Origin of the sequence: Cohnella phaseoli (genome assembly GCF_003386235.1) — a bacterium.
GTDB classification, from domain to species: domain Bacteria; phylum Bacillota; class Bacilli; order Paenibacillales; family Paenibacillaceae; genus Cohnella; species Cohnella phaseoli.
In genome coordinates this window covers 41046-56874 of sequence record NZ_QRDZ01000047.1, presented here as the reverse complement: position 1 = coordinate 56874, position 15829 = coordinate 41046, and the positions used below count along the sequence as shown (strand labels likewise).

Genomic DNA, 15829 nt, shown 5'->3' with positions numbered 1-15829 from the left:
CGAGGAGAATCAGCGCGTCATACTACGTTAGGCAAAGATAAATGAATATCCAATTTTGTGGAAAATCGCGTCTCCTGTTCCTGCTCTGATTTTTTGGCTTACTGGGAAGAAAATCAAATGGAAGAATATGAAACCAAATTAAAATACTGGATTAGGCCTCACCCTTCGACTATTATGTCAGGTTTGATGCATGACTAGTGCAAGAATGTGCCTTGATGCTGCCCAAGCAGCGGAGTGAAGGCCAAGAATGTGCCTTGATGCTGCCCAAGCTGTGGAGTGAAGGCCAAGAAAGTGCCTTTACGCGGCCCAAGTAGCGGAGTGAAGGTCAAGAATATGCCTTGATGCTGCCTAAGCTGTGGAATGAAGGCCAAGAATGTGCCTTAATGCCCAATAGCCGCGGTCGCCCATAGTGTTGTTCGCTTAACCTGACAACATTAGGCGGAGACAAGCAAGCTGGCAGCGGAAGCCCTAGAGAAATTTGCTCTATCTCCGATTAACGATCCGTACGGTTACATTCGCCAGCTTCGTTCCGAAACCTCAAACCTCGATTGATCCTTCCTAATTTGTTGTTCCTTCTTGCTCAGCAGGAATGGCAAATGGATCTGACAGGAGTGCAATAGCCAATTTTGCTCCGTCACGCATTCCCTGTAAATATAACCTTTCATTCTCCAAGGCTCGACAGTAATGGTGCTTGTCCTCCCATTCCATAAACTCGGGACATTGCGTTGTATCCACCCAGGAAAACAGTGCCTCAAACGCGCTTTTCTCCTCTGCTCGATGCTTACTCAGTTCCGGATGAAATTGGATTCGTGCAGATACATCATCCAGTCGTTCCTGAATCGCGTTGTGGAACCATGATGGAAACTCCATGATTGCATTCCTCCCAGCAAACAAGTAGCGTCACAATCTCTTTCTCTCTGAAACTCGCATAGTTATTAATAAAACTGCACCTCAAGTTATAAATCATTATATCAATGACTACTATTTGTATCAATTATTATATTTTGATGTTTTTAATGCTATTCAATGGACTGCCAATAAACTCTACACTCAAAATGAGGTGTAGACCATGTCTGAAATATTAATGAATGTCGGAAAACGAATTCGTGAAATTAGAAAGGCACAGGGATTATCTCAAAGCGCTCTGGCTGAAAAATGTGGATTTACTTTTTCATATATTGGCGGTGTAGAGAGGGCTGAGAAAAATATCTCGCTGCTTAATTTAGAAAAAATAGCTGAAGGTTTGGATGTAGGTGTACATCAATTTTTTACGTATTCGTACCAATATGAGCAACTCCCTACCAATGAGAAAGTAATCCAAGAAATCGTCTCCATGCTTGTCCGACATGACGTACAAACGATTGAAATGGCAAAAAATATATTGTCTGAAGTTTTGAAACATTCCCGTAAATAAGCCATGTCGATAAAATCGGCATGGCTTACGTTTTTTCTATAGCTGGCCTTATTCTAAAAAGTGGTGAAACACTCCAACCTATTCGCATAAGGGCCTGGCGGACCCTAAAAGGCACGCAAACACTCCAATATATTCGCATAAGGGCCTGGTGGATCCTAAAAGGTACGCAAACACTCCAACCTATTCGCATAGGGGCCTGGCGGACCCTAAAAGACACGCAAACACTCCAACCTATTCGCATAAGGGCCTGGCGGACCCTAAAAGGCACGCAAACACTCCAACTTATTCGCATAAGGGCCTGGCGGACCCTAAAAGGCATGCAAACACTCCAACCTATTCGCATAAGGGCCTGGCGGACCCTAAAAGGCACGCAAACACTCGAATTCGCCCGCGCAACGGCCTCGCAGACCGCAAGAAGCAACCAAACACTCGAATCCACCCACACCGCGTTCACCCCAACCATCCCATACCTCAATATACCTCGCCCAACAGGGCACCTTAAAAAAACAAACATCAACCCTTAAGTAAGTTTATTGTTCGTCCGGCGGCTTCGATGGATAATGAGGCTACCACAACACACAAGGGGGATATACGATGAACGTTCTGAATAAAAAGGTGTTAGCCTCCGCCATGGCGGGCGCGCTTGCGGTCAGCTTGGCCGCTTGCGGATCATCCGGCAACAAAAACAATGAAGCAAGCTCCCCGGCAGCCAGCCCGTCCGCATCCGAATCGCCTAAGGCGAGCGAGTCCGGCGGCAGCAAAGAAAACGTAACGATTACGTTCCAGAATATCTACCCGGACCCGACCGACCCGAAATACAACATGCTGCAGAAGATCGTTAAACAATACGAAGCCGATCACCCTAACATAAAAATCGAGCTGGACTCCCTCAACACCGACCAGCAGAAGCTGAAGCTGAAGACGCAAGCGGCTTCCAAGGAAGTGCCGGACATTACGATCGTCAACCCGGCTGCGCAGATGAAGCCGTTCGTGGATGCCGATCTGTTCGCCCCGCTGAACGAGATGGTCGAGAAGAACGGGCTGAAGGGTACGTTCCAAGAAGGAATACTGGATTACTATTCGTTTAACGGCAACCTTTACGCTCTGCCGGATGGCAACAATATCGCGCTGATCTATTACAACAAAAAAATGTTCGAGGAAGCGGGAGCGAAAGTTCCGACGACGTTCGAAGAGCTGGTCGACACCGTAAAGCTGCTCAAGTCCAAAAAAATGACTCCGATCGCGATCGGCGAGAAGGACTCCTGGACCGGATCGTTCTTGTTCATGAATGTCTTACTTCGCACGAACGGCGGACCGGGCTTCCTGCAGGACGTGCTGGACGGCAAGAAGACATTCGAAGATCCGGCGTTCACAGAAGCCGTAGACGCATTCCAGAATCTCGTTCAAGCCGGAGCGTTCCAAGAAGGCGCGACTTCCTTCGACTATAACGCAGGAGAGAACTTGTTCAAAACGGGCAAAGCGGCCATGTACTTCATGGGAAGCTGGGCAACGGGCGGCATCGAGACTTCCACGGTAGGCGAGAACGGCGAAGTCGGCGTCTTCAAGTTCCCGACGGTCGGCGGCAAGGGCAATCCGGACGAATTCATGCTGGCGCCGGGAAGCGCGTTCGCGGTATCCAAAAACAGCAAACATCTCGAAGAGACGCTCGACTTCCTGAACTACTTCATGCTGAACTACCCGAAAGAAGCATTTGCGGTCAAAGGCGCCGTCGGCGTCGCGCAAAACATCGAAGAAGACTTCAAGGCGGCCGGATATTCCGATATGGCGATGGAAGTTCTGGGCATGTTCAAGGACGTGAAAGGCGGAGACCTCGCGTTCGACAATACGATGAACCCGGGAACGGCGCAGGTTCACCTGTCCAGCATCCAAAACCTGTTCGTAGCTCAGAAGGATTCGGCCGAAGTGGCCAAGGATCATCAGAAGGGCTATGAGGAGAACAAGGAATAACATCCGTCGACCAAGAACGGAGGGGGCGCGTTCGCGCCCCTCTTTCGTCATCGATGTATCGCTTGAAGGGGGCGGGAGCCTTGAAGGTGTTAAGAGTATCCTGGTGGACGATCGCGGCGTTCGTGCTGCCGTGTCTGCTGTTGTACGTATGTCTGGTGTTCGCTCCGATCCTCGTCTCCGTATACAACGGGATGCTCGACTGGAACGGAATCGGCGAAGCGAAGTTCGTCGGTTTGGCTAATTTCCAAAAAATGTTCACGAACGATTCCCTACTATGGCCTGCGGTAGGTCGAACGTTCCTTCTTGCGGGATTTTCCATGCTTATTCAACTGCCGGTCGCTTTGTTCGTGGCGATTCTGATCAGTCGTTTCGTGCGTCGCACAGGCTTTCTTGTATCGAGCTACTTTCTGCCCGTCATCCTGTCGGTAGCCGTCATCGGCCAGCTCTGGAAAACGATCTACAACCCGGCTCCCATGGGGGGCATGATCAACCAAATCTTAATTAAGCTCGGACTGGATTCCTGGACGCATTCCTGGCTGACCGAGCCGAAGATTGCGATCTACGCGATTATCGTCGTCGCGTTGTGGCAGTATCTCGGTTATCACATTCTCATTCAATTCACCGGAATCCAGAACATCCCGTCCGATATTTACGAGGCGGCGAAAATCGACGGCGCTTCCGGCTTCAAAGCCGATCGATACATTACACTGCCCCTAATCGTCCCGATTTTCAAAATCTCCGTTGTGCTCTCGTTTATCGGCTCGCTGCAGTCGTTCGATCTGATCATGGTCATGACGGGCGGCGGTCCTGCGAACGCGACCAACGTTCTGGCCAGCTATATGTACAATATGAGCTTTCTCTCCATGAAGTACGGCTATGGAAGCGCGATCGCTTCATTCCTGGTCGTCGTCTGCCTGGCGGCAACCGTAGTCATCAACCTGCTGTTCAACCGGCTGGACAAACGATTCTCGTAAAAAGGAGGCGCTCCGCATGAATCAAACGTTAAGTCTGAAGAAGGACGCGCCTGTCGTCGTGGCCCGGAACAAACGTCGAATATCCGTCGGCAAAATGGCCGTATTCGCGCTTTTCGGTATTCTGCTCGTCACGCAGCTGTATCCGCTCGTCTGGCTGCTTATCTACTCGCTTAAGACGAATGAGGAGATTCTATCGGGCAGCTTTTTTTCCTTGCCTGCCGTCTGGCAGTGGAGCAACTATTCCGCCGCGATCGACAGCGGGAACTATTGGAAGTATCTGTACAACAGCGGGTTCGTTACGATCGTGACGATGCTGTGCATTATTTTGCTCGCTTCGTTGACGGCGTTCGCGATTACCCGTTTTCGCTGGAAATACGGTCAAGTCGTTCTGCTGATCTTCTTGCTAGGGATGATGATTCCGCTGCAGTCGACGCTGCTGCCGCTGATGCTTATTTTCAAAAATATCAACATTCTGAATACGCACCTGTCGCTGATTCTACCCTATATCGCCTTCCAGACGCCGATCGCCGTATTTATTCTGAGCGGATTTATGAGGACGATTCCGACGGAGATCGAGGAGTCGGCGATTGTGGACGGCGCGGGAGTGTTCCGAATTTTCGGCTCCATCGTGCTGCCCGTCTCCATTCCTCCGGTGATGACCGTCTGTATTCTGGCGTTCATCAATGTTTGGAACGAGTATATTTTGGCGGCTACGTTTATTTCTTCGGAGAAGCTCAAGACGCTGCCGTTCGGCGTGTACAGCTTCGTCAGCCAATATTCGGTTAACTACGGCGCCATTGGCGCGTTCCTTGTCCTGGGCGCTTTGCCGGTCCTCGTCATTTACTTCCTGCTGGCGGAGAAAATAACGAAGGGGATGGTAGCCGGCGCGGTAAAGGGGTAACATGGAAGGATGATAAACTTCCGATCTATTCACGGACGACTTTTTCTAATATTCCTTTTCAGCATGCTGGGTCTGCTTCTGATCGTCAGCTTTGTCTACTATCAGCGAGCAACCGAGCAAATTCGCGACAAGATGAGCGTCGTGGCCGAGAAAAATATTTCGCAGACGGTCGGCTTATTCGACTTGATGCTCAAAGGGTACGACAGCGTCACCAAATCGCTTAACTCCAACAACGAACTGATGCGGCTGCTCCGCGATCGCTCCTCCGAGCAATCGGTAGAAGGCGTCAATCTAGAGCGCAGAATAACCGATATTCTCGGCGCCATCTTTTATTCCCGCAACGACATTGTCGGGATTCATATTGTCACTAACCGTGGAAAAGTATACAGCTTCGATCGTTCGGTCGGAGCGACCGTAAGGGACCACTCCGAGCAGGAATGGTACACTCGGCTGCAGCGATCTACCGGAGAGATGATCTGGTTGGGCGTCTATCCTCATTCGCTTATGAGCGGAGGAATCGACAAGCCGGTCTTTGCGTTCGGTCGCCAACTGTTCGAGCTGAGCGCGCTTAAGTCGGTGGGGATCGTGCTGATCGAGACCGATGCCGACGCTATTGCTTCCGCACTCAGGAACGCCAGTCTGGGACCTGGCAGCAACGTTGTCATTCAAGCCGCCGACGGCGTGGAGATTATTCGGACGAACCCTGTTCAGAGCGATATGGACCGAATTCCGCTCGGGTGGCCCGGCCCGCTTAAGCCGGGGGAAGTGCTGCTTACGGAACAGAAGGAAGCGATGATCACGGCGGCCGGCATCGACATGGCGGACTGGACGGTCATCGGAATTACGCCTAAGCGGGACCTGCAGCTGGAACTGAGGGAGACGCGGCGGTTTCTCCTGTCCGTCGTCATCGTGCTTGTTTTTGCGGCTACCTTACTGGCGACCTTCGTGTCGCGTTCCTTCTCTTCTCCGTTCAAGAGATTGATTCAGCAGATGAAGCAGGTCGAGCTGGGCAATTTCAAAGGGCAGGTGCGCGTACAGTCGTATCAGGAGTTGAACGTGCTCGTCAGCTCTTTTAACCGAATGGTGAACCAGATGGACGAATTGATCGAACGGATCAAATTAGCCTCGATCAGCGAGAAAAACGCTCAGCTACAGGCGCTCCAGTCTCAGGTGAATCCTCATTTTCTATTTAATACGCTGGATATGATCTACTGGATGCTGGACGAACGCGAGAACGATCGTCTTGGCAAGGTGATCTTGGCGTTGTCGCAAATTTTTCGCTATGGCAGCGAGTGGGAGGAAGCCTCTCGCGCTCCGTTGCGGAGGGAGCTGGAGCAGCTTCGTCATTATTTAACCATTATCCAGACTCGGCTTGGGGGCCGGGTTCACACCGAGTTTGCGATCGAGGATCGCTGGCTCGAGCTAGAGGTTCCGAAGATGTTCCTTCAGCCGATTGTCGAGAACGCCGTCAAGTACGGTCTTGAGCCGCTCGATCGCCCGGGCCTGCTGCGCATTTCGTCTCAGGAACGCGACGGCAACCTGGAAATTATAGTTGAAGATAACGGCGTCGGCATGGAAGAGACGGCTCTTGAACATATTTCGCGTACTCTTGAAGAGAGCGGCTCTTCGCGGCGGGAGCTGGAAAGCGGAGAACATGGCGGGACCGGACGGCGAGGAATCGGCTTGCAAAACGTGCATCTGCGCATTCGTCTCATGTTCGGGGAAAACTACGGCATCGGGATTGCGAGCCGTCTAAATGAAGGAACCAAGGTTATCGTAACGATTCCCATTCCGCCCGAAAGGGGGTAGCTTCGTGAATATTCTTGTCGTTGACGACGAAAGCGTCATCCGCAGCGGAATTGAACGCACGATTCGCAACCAGTTTCCTGAGCATGGCGTATTCTTGGCCGGAAGTCCGGAGGGAGCCGTCGATCTGCTGAAGACCGAGACGATCGATCTTGTGCTTACCGACGTTTTGATGCCCGGAATGACCGGTCTTGAGCTGATGGAAATTTCCCGCAAGAGCCATGCTCATGTGAAATGGGTCGTCATCTCGGCCTATTCCGAGTTTGCCTACGCTCGCGAAGCGGTTCGGCTGGGGGCCAAAGATTATTTGCTCAAGCCGATCGGCAAGGACAGCTTGATCCAACTGATCGCTAAGCTGGGCGAGGAGATTGCCGAGGAGAACACGCGTAACCAAGAGACCCATTTGCTGAAGAGCAATCTGCGTCTGTTGAGGGAAGCCGTATTTGCACGCTGGGCTTCGGGACTGGATCTGGGGGGCATTGACCTAAAGCCGTTTATCGAAAATCATCCCAGCTTCCATCTCGTCATGGTTCGCATGGAGAGCGAGCGCGACATGAAGCTGGAGCATTTTATTGTAGAAAATGTACTTACCGAGTTGATCGAATCGGAAGGGAGCGGATTTGTCGCCAGCATCGACGCCAAGAGCTTGCTCGGGCTCGTGACGCTGCGTGAGGAAGGCTCTCCGCATCGGATTGTCGATCAACTGAGAAGCCATCTTAAACGGTATCTCAAAGCGCCGTTCCAAGTTCAGCATACTGATCGGCTTTCCGACTTCAGACAGGTTCCCGCGGAGATGCAGCGGATGAGGAAGGCCGCAGCCACTCAAGTGTACGACCATTACGCCAGCGGCGGAGACCAGGCGATTGAAGTCGCGCTTCAATATATTGCTGGGCATTATGCAGCCGATCTCTCTCTGGAGAAGGTAGCCTCGATTGTCTATTTGAACCCGATTTATTTCAGCCAACTGTTTAAGCAGAAAACCGGCAATGGATTTAAAGATTACATCACGCAACTGCGTTTGGAGCGGGCGATGGAGCTGCTGCGGGAATCCGAGCTGAAGATCGCGGACATCTCCGAGCGCGTCGGCTACCCGGATATGCGCCATTTTTCGCAAATTTTTCGCAAGAAGAGCGGCCTGACCCCTTCAGAGTATCGCCAGAACGCCAACGGGGCTATCCCCGTCGAGCAGGAATAATAACAACGAAAGCCCGCTCTGCGTGTCATGCACAGATCGGGCTTCGTTTTGTTTTTGACTTATCTGCTGCCGCCGGATTCCTCCACGATTTGCAGCGCCTGCTCGTAGTCGTCCTCATCCACAGTTGCAGTCAGCACAAGATCCCGGCCGTTTGTGTAACCGTCCGAACTGAAACCGCCAGCACTGATGTTGGCGGCGGCCAGCATTCCGGCGGAGGGAATAAAGTTGCTCCCGAGTGCCAGGTAGCTTGCCCCGGGGAAACCTGCAAACAGCGAAAACTCAAGATTGCCCGCCTGCGGAGCGTCGCCATCGGGATAGCCGCCGCCGTTACGTTCGATGGAATGATTGGTCAATCGCAGCGCCTGCATCCTGTCGACCGCTTGTTCCGCTTCCCCCGGAGTTTTGAAGTAAGCGACAATTGTCCGTTCTGCCATTGAAGTTGCCCTCCATATCTGCAAGGAGATTTTTTCCTTGTAGTATGGGGCGGGGGGACGGAGAAATATGCGTCGAGGTTGTTGCGGATGCCAAACCCTATCGCTCGACGGGAGCAGGGGATTTGACACCCGATTAAAATCAAATTATCATAAGAATGATAACGCAACCATTATTGTTGCAAGAGCAGGATGGAGAGCCTTATGATTACTATGAAGGATGTCGCAAAACTCGCCGGAGTGTCCCCCATTACCGTATCTCGGGTAATCAGTTCTCCTGAGCAAGTAAAACCTGCCACACGGGCGAAGGTTACGAGAGCGATCGAAGAATTGAATTTTAAGCCGAATAGCATAGCGAGGAGCCTAGTGACCAATCGAACAGATACGATCGGTCTTTTGCTATCGAACGTCGCCAATCCGTACTATCCCGAATTCATACTCGGTCTCGAGACGATGGCACGCTCTCTTGGCAAGAACGTCATCATTTGCAATGCGCAAGACTACGATACGGCGACACAGAATCTGGAGCTGCTGCTGGAGAAACGAGTGGACGGGATCGTTGTCACGTCGATCGAATTCGATTCATTGAAGCTGCAAGAGAAATTCCATGCTCATCTAGAGGAACTGTCACAATTAAAGCAAAAAAGCATTCCGATCGTCCTTATGGATCCCAATCCGCGATCGACGATTTTGTCGTGCATAGAAGTCGATAATTACTTGGCCGGACGTATCGCGATGAGTCATTTGTGCGAGCTCGGGCATCGGAGAATCGCCCATATTTCCTTAGAGCGGGATGCCAACGTATGGATTGAACGCCTGCGGGCCTATAAAGATGCCCATCATAAATATGATCTGCCATTCGATTCCGCGAGAATTGAGCTGATTCGGTTCGAAAGTGTCAAGCTAGCGGAGGAAGCGGCTTCCCGTTTGCTGCGTATGGAACCCCGTCCGACCGCGATCTTCGCCGGCAACGATCTGCTGGCAGTCGGAGCGATTCACGCCGCTCACCGCTTAGGCGTCAAAATCCCTGAAGAACTTTCGGTAATCGGCGTTGACGGGATCAGTATCGGAGATCAGATCTACCCGCGGCTTACGACAGTATCCCACCCGCAGTACAAGGTTGGGGAGGCTGCCGTCCAATTACTTGTAAAAAAAATCAATGGCGATGAGGATAACAGCAATATTACGCTTAAACCAGCGCTGCTCATTAGAGAAAGTACAGCCCATACACAGATCTAATAATGGATAATGAGTTATGCCGATTTGACTATTGACAAAGCGAATTGGCCTCGATATGATGAAACAAATGGTTGCGCAATCATTTTGTGTGATTCCTGTTATTGAGCTAATTTTGAAGATCTGATCCCATGAGAATCAGCTTGAAAGTCATTACTTTATGATAGCGATATCATTGAGGAATGGTGTAGAAAAACGATCCGCCCGCGTACGCGGAGACATTCCGGGAAGTAGGAAAATAAATGATCAGCTATGTCGAACATCAAGGCATTCGCATCGGGTATGACGCTTCGACGGGCGAGCTCAAATCAATGGGATGGAATGGACGTCAGGAGCTAACGTTTTCTCTGCCGCTTATTCAGTTCGATACGGACGGCGAAAGCGGTCCGAATAATGACGGACAGATGGTTCGCGTTCAGGGAACGAACCGCATCGGTGCTGAGGATGGATGTCTCCTATCTGCATTTTTCTCGCCGGGCGAAGCGGACGAGGACGCCGTATTGACGTTGAATCGGACCATCGACAGGGAATGGGAGATGTCTCTTACTTTCCGGATAGGGAGATCCGACGTGGCCTTGCGGGTCGCGCTTAGGAACAAGGGGACGACAGACCGGGTGGTTCGCTCCCTCAAATGGACGCTAGGAGGAATGGGACGCAATCGGCTCAGAGATTGCGAGATTTTAATGCCCGGGTACGCGCCCGAGGTGGAGCTACCCTACTTACCGCGCCGCCCGCTGGACGAGTATCCGAATCCGATGCAGTTTGCAACAGAAGGGGCGACGCCTTATGGGGCGGATGAACCAGGTAATCGTTCAGGTATTATGGGCATCTATGACGCTAAGGAAGGCGTCGCTCTGCTGACTTGGTGGGTAAGCGACACTTTCCCGATGAAGTCGCGGCTTCTGCGGATCGACGATCAAGTCACGAGGGAGAGCACGGTATATTGCCCTTGTCGACTCGCGCCGGAAGAGTCGGTGGAAATCGGCACGTTCTACTTCGGTAGATTTGTCGGCGACAGGGTCGATGCCGTCAAGCAAGCGGCAAGCTCCTTTGCTCCTTACCGGTACGCTGGAGAGCCGATTCAAGACCGTCGCGGATTAAGCATCTGCGAGATTCAGGTCGGAGAGAAAATGGCGCGTACCGTATTCGAGAGCTATCATGATGTGATCCAGAGGTTGGAAGATATCCGTGAATTGGGTTTCAATGCGTTGGAGATTATGCCGAGATTTCCGTTTCCTTCCTATTCGGTCTACGACTTCTACGATATTGAGACGACATTCGGAGATCAAGCCGGGTTAATCGAACTGGTAAAGGCCGCGCATAAGGCCGGAATCAAGGTAATCATCGATATCGTGTTTCATGGTCCGCTCGAAGAGGAACCTAAGGACTGGTGCATGCCGGAGGGAAATTATCGCTTTGATTCGCCCTACCTGGAGGGACATCCGGAATGGTTCTCGCGTCATGAGAACGGCGACTTCGCCCGTACATACACGCGATCGTTCGATCTGTCCAATCCCGAACTTCAGCATCATATCGCCGACGCAATGATCCATCTGATCCGGGTGCTTAACGTCGACGGCTTTCGGCTCGATGCCCAGACGTGGAATTTCTTCCCCAACTGGGATCCGACGATCGACAGGCCGCCTTATGCGGCATTATACGCGGGTTATCGTATGATCGAAGAGATCGGAGCTAAGGTAGCCGTACAGTATCCTCACAAAATTATGTATACGGAGGGCTGCGGGCCGTTGGTCGCCCGGTACCATCCTTACCGCTACAACTACGATTATCATTGGATTTATCCGGCGATGGCCACCGTTATAGATCCGCGCGGGATGTCCGACAAGTTCTGGAGAAAAGCTTCGGAGAACACGCTCGTATGGAGCGACCTGGCAGAGTGGCTGGAGGAAGCCGAAGCGGCGATCCCCGATGGCGTCGAAGTCGTGCATCATACCGACTCGCACGATTCCCACGAATGGGCGGGGTTTCATCAAGGTCAATTCAACCGGGAAGCGTTCGGGTTAGACGCTCATCGCGTGTTTGTCGGAATGGCTGCCTTCATGAAGGGCGGATTCATGTCCTTCTATGGCGCCGAGTTAGGCAACGAAGCGTTCTATCGTCGCCTATTGCCGCTTCGGCATCACAAAACGGTCGCATTCGGCGATTGCAGTTACACTGGAATGATCGCCGACGATTCTCGAATTATTGCGATTCTATGGACAAACGGACAGCGTTGGCTGCTCTACGTTGCCAATTCGGACGGCGCCGAGAAGAGCGTTGAGATGCGGTTAAGCAGAAGTAAACATACTCATTTCATTCAAACGGATTCGATGAAGTGGGAAGTGAACGATTTGATGAACCCGACGGAATCTCTGCGCATGTTGAGCGACACTGACATGATCGAAGGATGGTCGTTACAATTGGACGCCTATGGCGTACGCGTATTGGAAGGAACTCCGCTCGAACGCTAAGGCGGGAGAGCCTCTCTATCAAGTGAAATGGTTGCGTTACCATAATATCGAAAATATGGGGGTCATTCAATGTTCTGGTCTAAAAAGTGGCATCAATCGTTAGCTGTCGCCTTGTCGACAACCTTGGTGTTATCCGCATGCAGCTCAGGTTCCGGGGGCAACGAATCGAAGCCGAGCGCCGGTGCAAGCGAGTCTACGAATGTCGACAGTTCAAGCAAGGCGCCTACTGAGAAAAAAGTAATCGTCGTCGATCCGGGTGGAGATTTCACCGACTATGCTCCGACGACGAGCATGGAGAAGTCCGACGCCAATCCGCATCCTTACAACGAGATTCGGGTACTGGCGGACGAATGGGAGAAGCTTCATCCGGAAGCGAAAATCGAAATTCTGTCCCCGACGAAGTCCAAAGATCGTAAAGTGGCGGTCGCACAGTTGGCCGCGGGAACGGCCGCAGATATTATTTATCAAATCGGAACGTTCAAGGACGAGGATTATCCTAAGGGCTGGGTGCTGCCTTTTGATAAGTACTTGGATATGCCTAATCCTTATGCGGAAGGCAATGCGAAATGGAAAGATCTCTACAACGAGTCTTGGCTGAACAGGTCCGGCGACGGTCAGGTGTATTATATTCCGATCGATGCGGTTCCAATCGGCATTATCTACAATAAAGAATTGTTCGCGAAAGCCGGCATCGACAAGCCACCCGTCACGTATACGGAATTTTTCGATGCTCAGCAGAAGTTGAAGGGGATCGGCATCGCTTCCTATATGCCGATTTATCGTTGGTCCGACATTACGCTCGAAACGGCTGTTTTCGCCAACAAGATCAAGGAGTGGGACGTGCTTACGCCGAACGGCATCGTCGATCAGGAAGAATTCGTCCGCGCCTACAAGAAGGGCTTATACCAAGTCGATTCTCCCGAAAACCGCGAGTATTATAAGCTGAAGAAAGAGAAGGCGGACGGATATCCGAACGGTTGGAACAGCATTGATGCCTACAAAGCGTTCGTGACCGGGAAAGTAGCCATGATCGAAGCGGTAGGCATTCATATGCGCAACGTCCAGGACGATAAAGAGCGCAAGTTTGAATACGGCACAATGCCGTTCCCGATTCTGTCGCAGGAAGAGTCTGCTTATGGCGGAGCCAATACGATTCGCGGCACGGCAGGGTATGCAACGGCATGGCAGTTGACCAACTCGGCTGCAAAGAAAGGAACGGCCGATTTGGCGGCCGACTTCCTGATGTACCTAACTACGCCGAAAAATAACGCACGCCTGGTCAACAATCTGCAAGCGGCCATCCCGGCTGCGAACGGCGCCGAAGCAGTGGAGATGTTCAAACCGATGTACGACCAATTTCAGCAGGATTATAAAGACGGATATTTGACTTGGGGGGCCTTCTATGCCGCGGTACTTGCGGGTTCCGAGTACGGGCAAGCGTATGAAAAGCTTTCCGTCGACTATTTGTTAGGTTCGATCAGTTTGGACAAACTGCTCGTCGAGCTTGAGAAATCAATGAAGAAAAGCGTCGATGGCATCGTTCAGCAGCATAAATACGACGAATCGAAGTGGTAAGGCAGTAATGACAGCGGCGAAGCGCAGGGATGCAATGCGCTTCGCCGCTGTCATCGAATATCGTCTTTGGACAGGAGAAGATCGTATGGGGTACATTAAGCGGTTATACCAGGCGAGGCTCTATTATTTATTTCTATTACCGACGCTGGCGATTCTGCTTATCTTCGGATTTTACCCTCCGTTGTCCGCGCTCTACCATGCTTTTACGAACTGGAATGGAGCGACGGCCGAATGGATCGGGTTACAGAATTTCAAGTATATGCTGGAAGATTCCTTCTTGATAGATTCGGTCTGGAATATGCTTTTCCTGCTGATCGCAGGTTTGATCACCGGCAATGCGATGAGTCTGCTCGGGGCGGCGTTCGTATTCAATTTGAAAAATAGCGGCATGTCCGCATTTTTCCGTTATATGTTTATCTTGCCGATGGTAGTTCCCGGAGTCGTCGTGTTACTGCTGTGGAAAAGCTTAATGGATCCGTTGACCGGCTTGTTCAACACAGTGCTCGCTTCTCTAGGCCTGCCTCATGAATACGGATGGCTGGGAGATCCCGCTATGGCACTCTCCTCCATCGTGCTAATCGGTTTTCCATGGGTAGCGGGACTGGGATTTCTCATTTACTTAGCGGGATTTCAAAGCATCTCCCAAGAGGTCATCGAGGCTGCGAAGGTAGAAGGAGCGGTCGGAGTCAGTCGTTTCTTGCGAATCGATTTGCCCCTCGTAACCGGCCAGATCAAGCTGATGATCGTGTTGGGCATCATCGGAGGCTTGCAAGGCTTTGGCGTTCAGCTCGTATTGACGAAAGGCGGTCCGGGTTCGGCAACGGCAGTGCCGGGCTGGCTCATGTACGAACAGGCTTTCTCTTACAGCAATTTCGGGTACGCATCGATGATCGGTTTCGTTATTTTTATCGTTATTCTTGCTATCACGTTTATTAACATGAAATTTATCAAAGCGGATCAATAGATTCGGAGGAACGATATTTATGAAGGGATTATCCAGGCGGTTCCCGGCAGGTCAACTTGGCTTGTATCTTGTATTATGGATTTTACTATTGCTGACGGTGTACCCGTTTATCTCGATGATATTCAAGAGCTTCAAAAACTTCAATCAGGATACCCATAATCCATGGGGAATCACTCTTCCTTTTCACTTTGAAAATTACACGCTCGCCTGGGAAACGGTTCGCCCCTTTATGCTGAATACGGTGATCGTTACCGCAGCGGCGACGTTAGGCATCGTGATCTTGTCATCGATCAGCGGATTCGTTCTTGCACGCTTTAAGTTTCCGCTTAGGGAGACGATCTTCTATATTATCATTTCACTAATGATGATTCCCGGTATTCTGTCTTTAATTCCGCTGTTCATCCTGATCCGAGACCTGCGGTTGATCGATTCCAGTTGGGGGCTAATCGGTCCTTATATCGCGGGTGGCGTTCCGTTCGGTATCTTCTTAATGCGAGGTTTCATGGAGAAGCTTCCGGGAGAGCTGTTCGAGGCTGCGTATATCGACGGGGCATCCCTCTTTCAATCGTTTATGAGAATCGCAGTTCCGCTTAGCCGTCCGATCATTACGACGCTCGTGATTTTGAACATTCTCAATACTTGGAATGATATTATTTTGCCTTCCATCGTATTGACCGACGATGCCAAGAAGACCGTGGCGGTTGGTCTCTTAACATTTACTTCGCAATACAACGAGCAAGTCGGCCCGCTGTTTGCCGGATATATCATTACCAGTCTGCCGTTGCTGCTATTTTTCATCGTAGCTTCCCGGCAATTCATTACGGGCATGACCAGCGGCGCCGTTAAGTTATAGCCATCGACGGAACAAGAATTTCATACTTAGTTGATCATCCA

13 protein-coding genes and 1 pseudogene are annotated in these 15829 nt (G+C 51.2%); 12 read left to right on the top strand and 2 right to left on the bottom strand.

Translation table 11 applies throughout. From position 1 onward, the window contains the following. Nucleotides 1-558: 558 nt before the first annotated feature. A complete protein-coding gene (locus DFP98_RS35755; protein WP_116065427.1) occupies nucleotides 559-870 on the bottom strand; it encodes a hypothetical protein in 312 nt (103 codons plus the stop codon). Nucleotides 871-1069: 199 nt separating this feature from the next. Between DFP98_RS35755 and DFP98_RS35750 the strand changes: the two genes are divergently transcribed. The 6 genes from DFP98_RS35750 to DFP98_RS35725 all read left to right on the top strand — a co-directional run bounded on the left by DFP98_RS35750 (nucleotide 1070) and on the right by DFP98_RS35725 (nucleotide 8258). Then, nucleotides 1070-1414 (top strand): helix-turn-helix domain-containing protein, encoded by a 345-nt coding sequence (locus tag DFP98_RS35750; RefSeq protein WP_116065426.1) that lies wholly within the window; start codon nucleotides 1070-1072, stop codon nucleotides 1412-1414. Between the two features lie 594 nt (nucleotides 1415-2008). Then, nucleotides 2009-3382: an extracellular solute-binding protein gene (locus tag DFP98_RS35745; protein WP_116065425.1), complete on the top strand. Its 1374-nt coding sequence runs from the start codon at nucleotides 2009-2011 to the stop codon at nucleotides 3380-3382. A gap of 80 nt (nucleotides 3383-3462) precedes the next feature. Further along, nucleotides 3463-4356 carry a carbohydrate ABC transporter permease gene (locus DFP98_RS35740; protein WP_116065430.1) on the top strand — a complete coding sequence of 298 codons (894 nt, stop codon included), beginning with the start codon at nucleotides 3463-3465 and terminating at the stop codon, nucleotides 4354-4356. Between the two features lie 94 nt (nucleotides 4357-4450). Continuing rightward, nucleotides 4451-5257 carry a carbohydrate ABC transporter permease gene (locus DFP98_RS35735; RefSeq protein WP_246017077.1) on the top strand — a complete coding sequence of 269 codons (807 nt, stop codon included), beginning with the start codon at nucleotides 4451-4453 and terminating at the stop codon, nucleotides 5255-5257. Nucleotides 5258-5266: 9 nt separating this feature from the next. Continuing rightward, nucleotides 5267-7066 carry a sensor histidine kinase gene (locus DFP98_RS35730; protein ID WP_116065423.1) on the top strand — a complete coding sequence of 600 codons (1800 nt, stop codon included), beginning with the start codon at nucleotides 5267-5269 and terminating at the stop codon, nucleotides 7064-7066. A gap of 4 nt (nucleotides 7067-7070) precedes the next feature. Next, nucleotides 7071-8258 (top strand): response regulator, encoded by a 1188-nt coding sequence (locus tag DFP98_RS35725; RefSeq protein WP_116065422.1) that lies wholly within the window; start codon nucleotides 7071-7073, stop codon nucleotides 8256-8258. Between the two features lie 59 nt (nucleotides 8259-8317). Here the strand turns inward: DFP98_RS35725 and DFP98_RS35720 are convergent, their stop codons facing one another. Next, a complete protein-coding gene (locus DFP98_RS35720; RefSeq protein WP_116065421.1) occupies nucleotides 8318-8692 on the bottom strand; it encodes a hypothetical protein in 375 nt (124 codons plus the stop codon). 189 nt (nucleotides 8693-8881) lie between these two features. Here DFP98_RS35720 and DFP98_RS40355 point away from each other — a divergent pair. The 6 genes and pseudogenes from DFP98_RS40355 to DFP98_RS35695 all read left to right on the top strand — a co-directional run. Further along, nucleotides 8882-9025: pseudogene (locus DFP98_RS40355) on the top strand (LacI family DNA-binding transcriptional regulator); the annotation flags it as partial. Between the two features lie 30 nt (nucleotides 9026-9055). Continuing rightward, nucleotides 9056-9928: a LacI family DNA-binding transcriptional regulator gene (locus tag DFP98_RS35715; RefSeq protein ID WP_246017075.1), complete on the top strand. Its 873-nt coding sequence runs from the start codon at nucleotides 9056-9058 to the stop codon at nucleotides 9926-9928. A gap of 239 nt (nucleotides 9929-10167) precedes the next feature. Then, a complete protein-coding gene (locus tag DFP98_RS35710) occupies nucleotides 10168-12396 on the top strand; it encodes an alpha-amylase family glycosyl hydrolase (protein WP_116065419.1) in 2229 nt (742 codons plus the stop codon). Nucleotides 12397-12465: 69 nt separating this feature from the next. Beyond that, complete coding sequence (locus DFP98_RS35705) at nucleotides 12466-13971, top strand: ABC transporter substrate-binding protein (protein WP_116065418.1); 1506 nt, start codon at nucleotides 12466-12468, stop codon at nucleotides 13969-13971. An 85-nt stretch (nucleotides 13972-14056) separates the two neighbouring features. After that, nucleotides 14057-14935, top strand: a complete 879-nt coding sequence (locus DFP98_RS35700; protein ID WP_181918150.1) for a carbohydrate ABC transporter permease — start codon at nucleotides 14057-14059, stop codon at nucleotides 14933-14935. Nucleotides 14936-14954: 19 nt separating this feature from the next. Beyond that, a complete protein-coding gene (locus tag DFP98_RS35695) occupies nucleotides 14955-15788 on the top strand; it encodes a carbohydrate ABC transporter permease (protein WP_116065416.1) in 834 nt (277 codons plus the stop codon). Nucleotides 15789-15829: the final 41 nt, after the last annotated feature.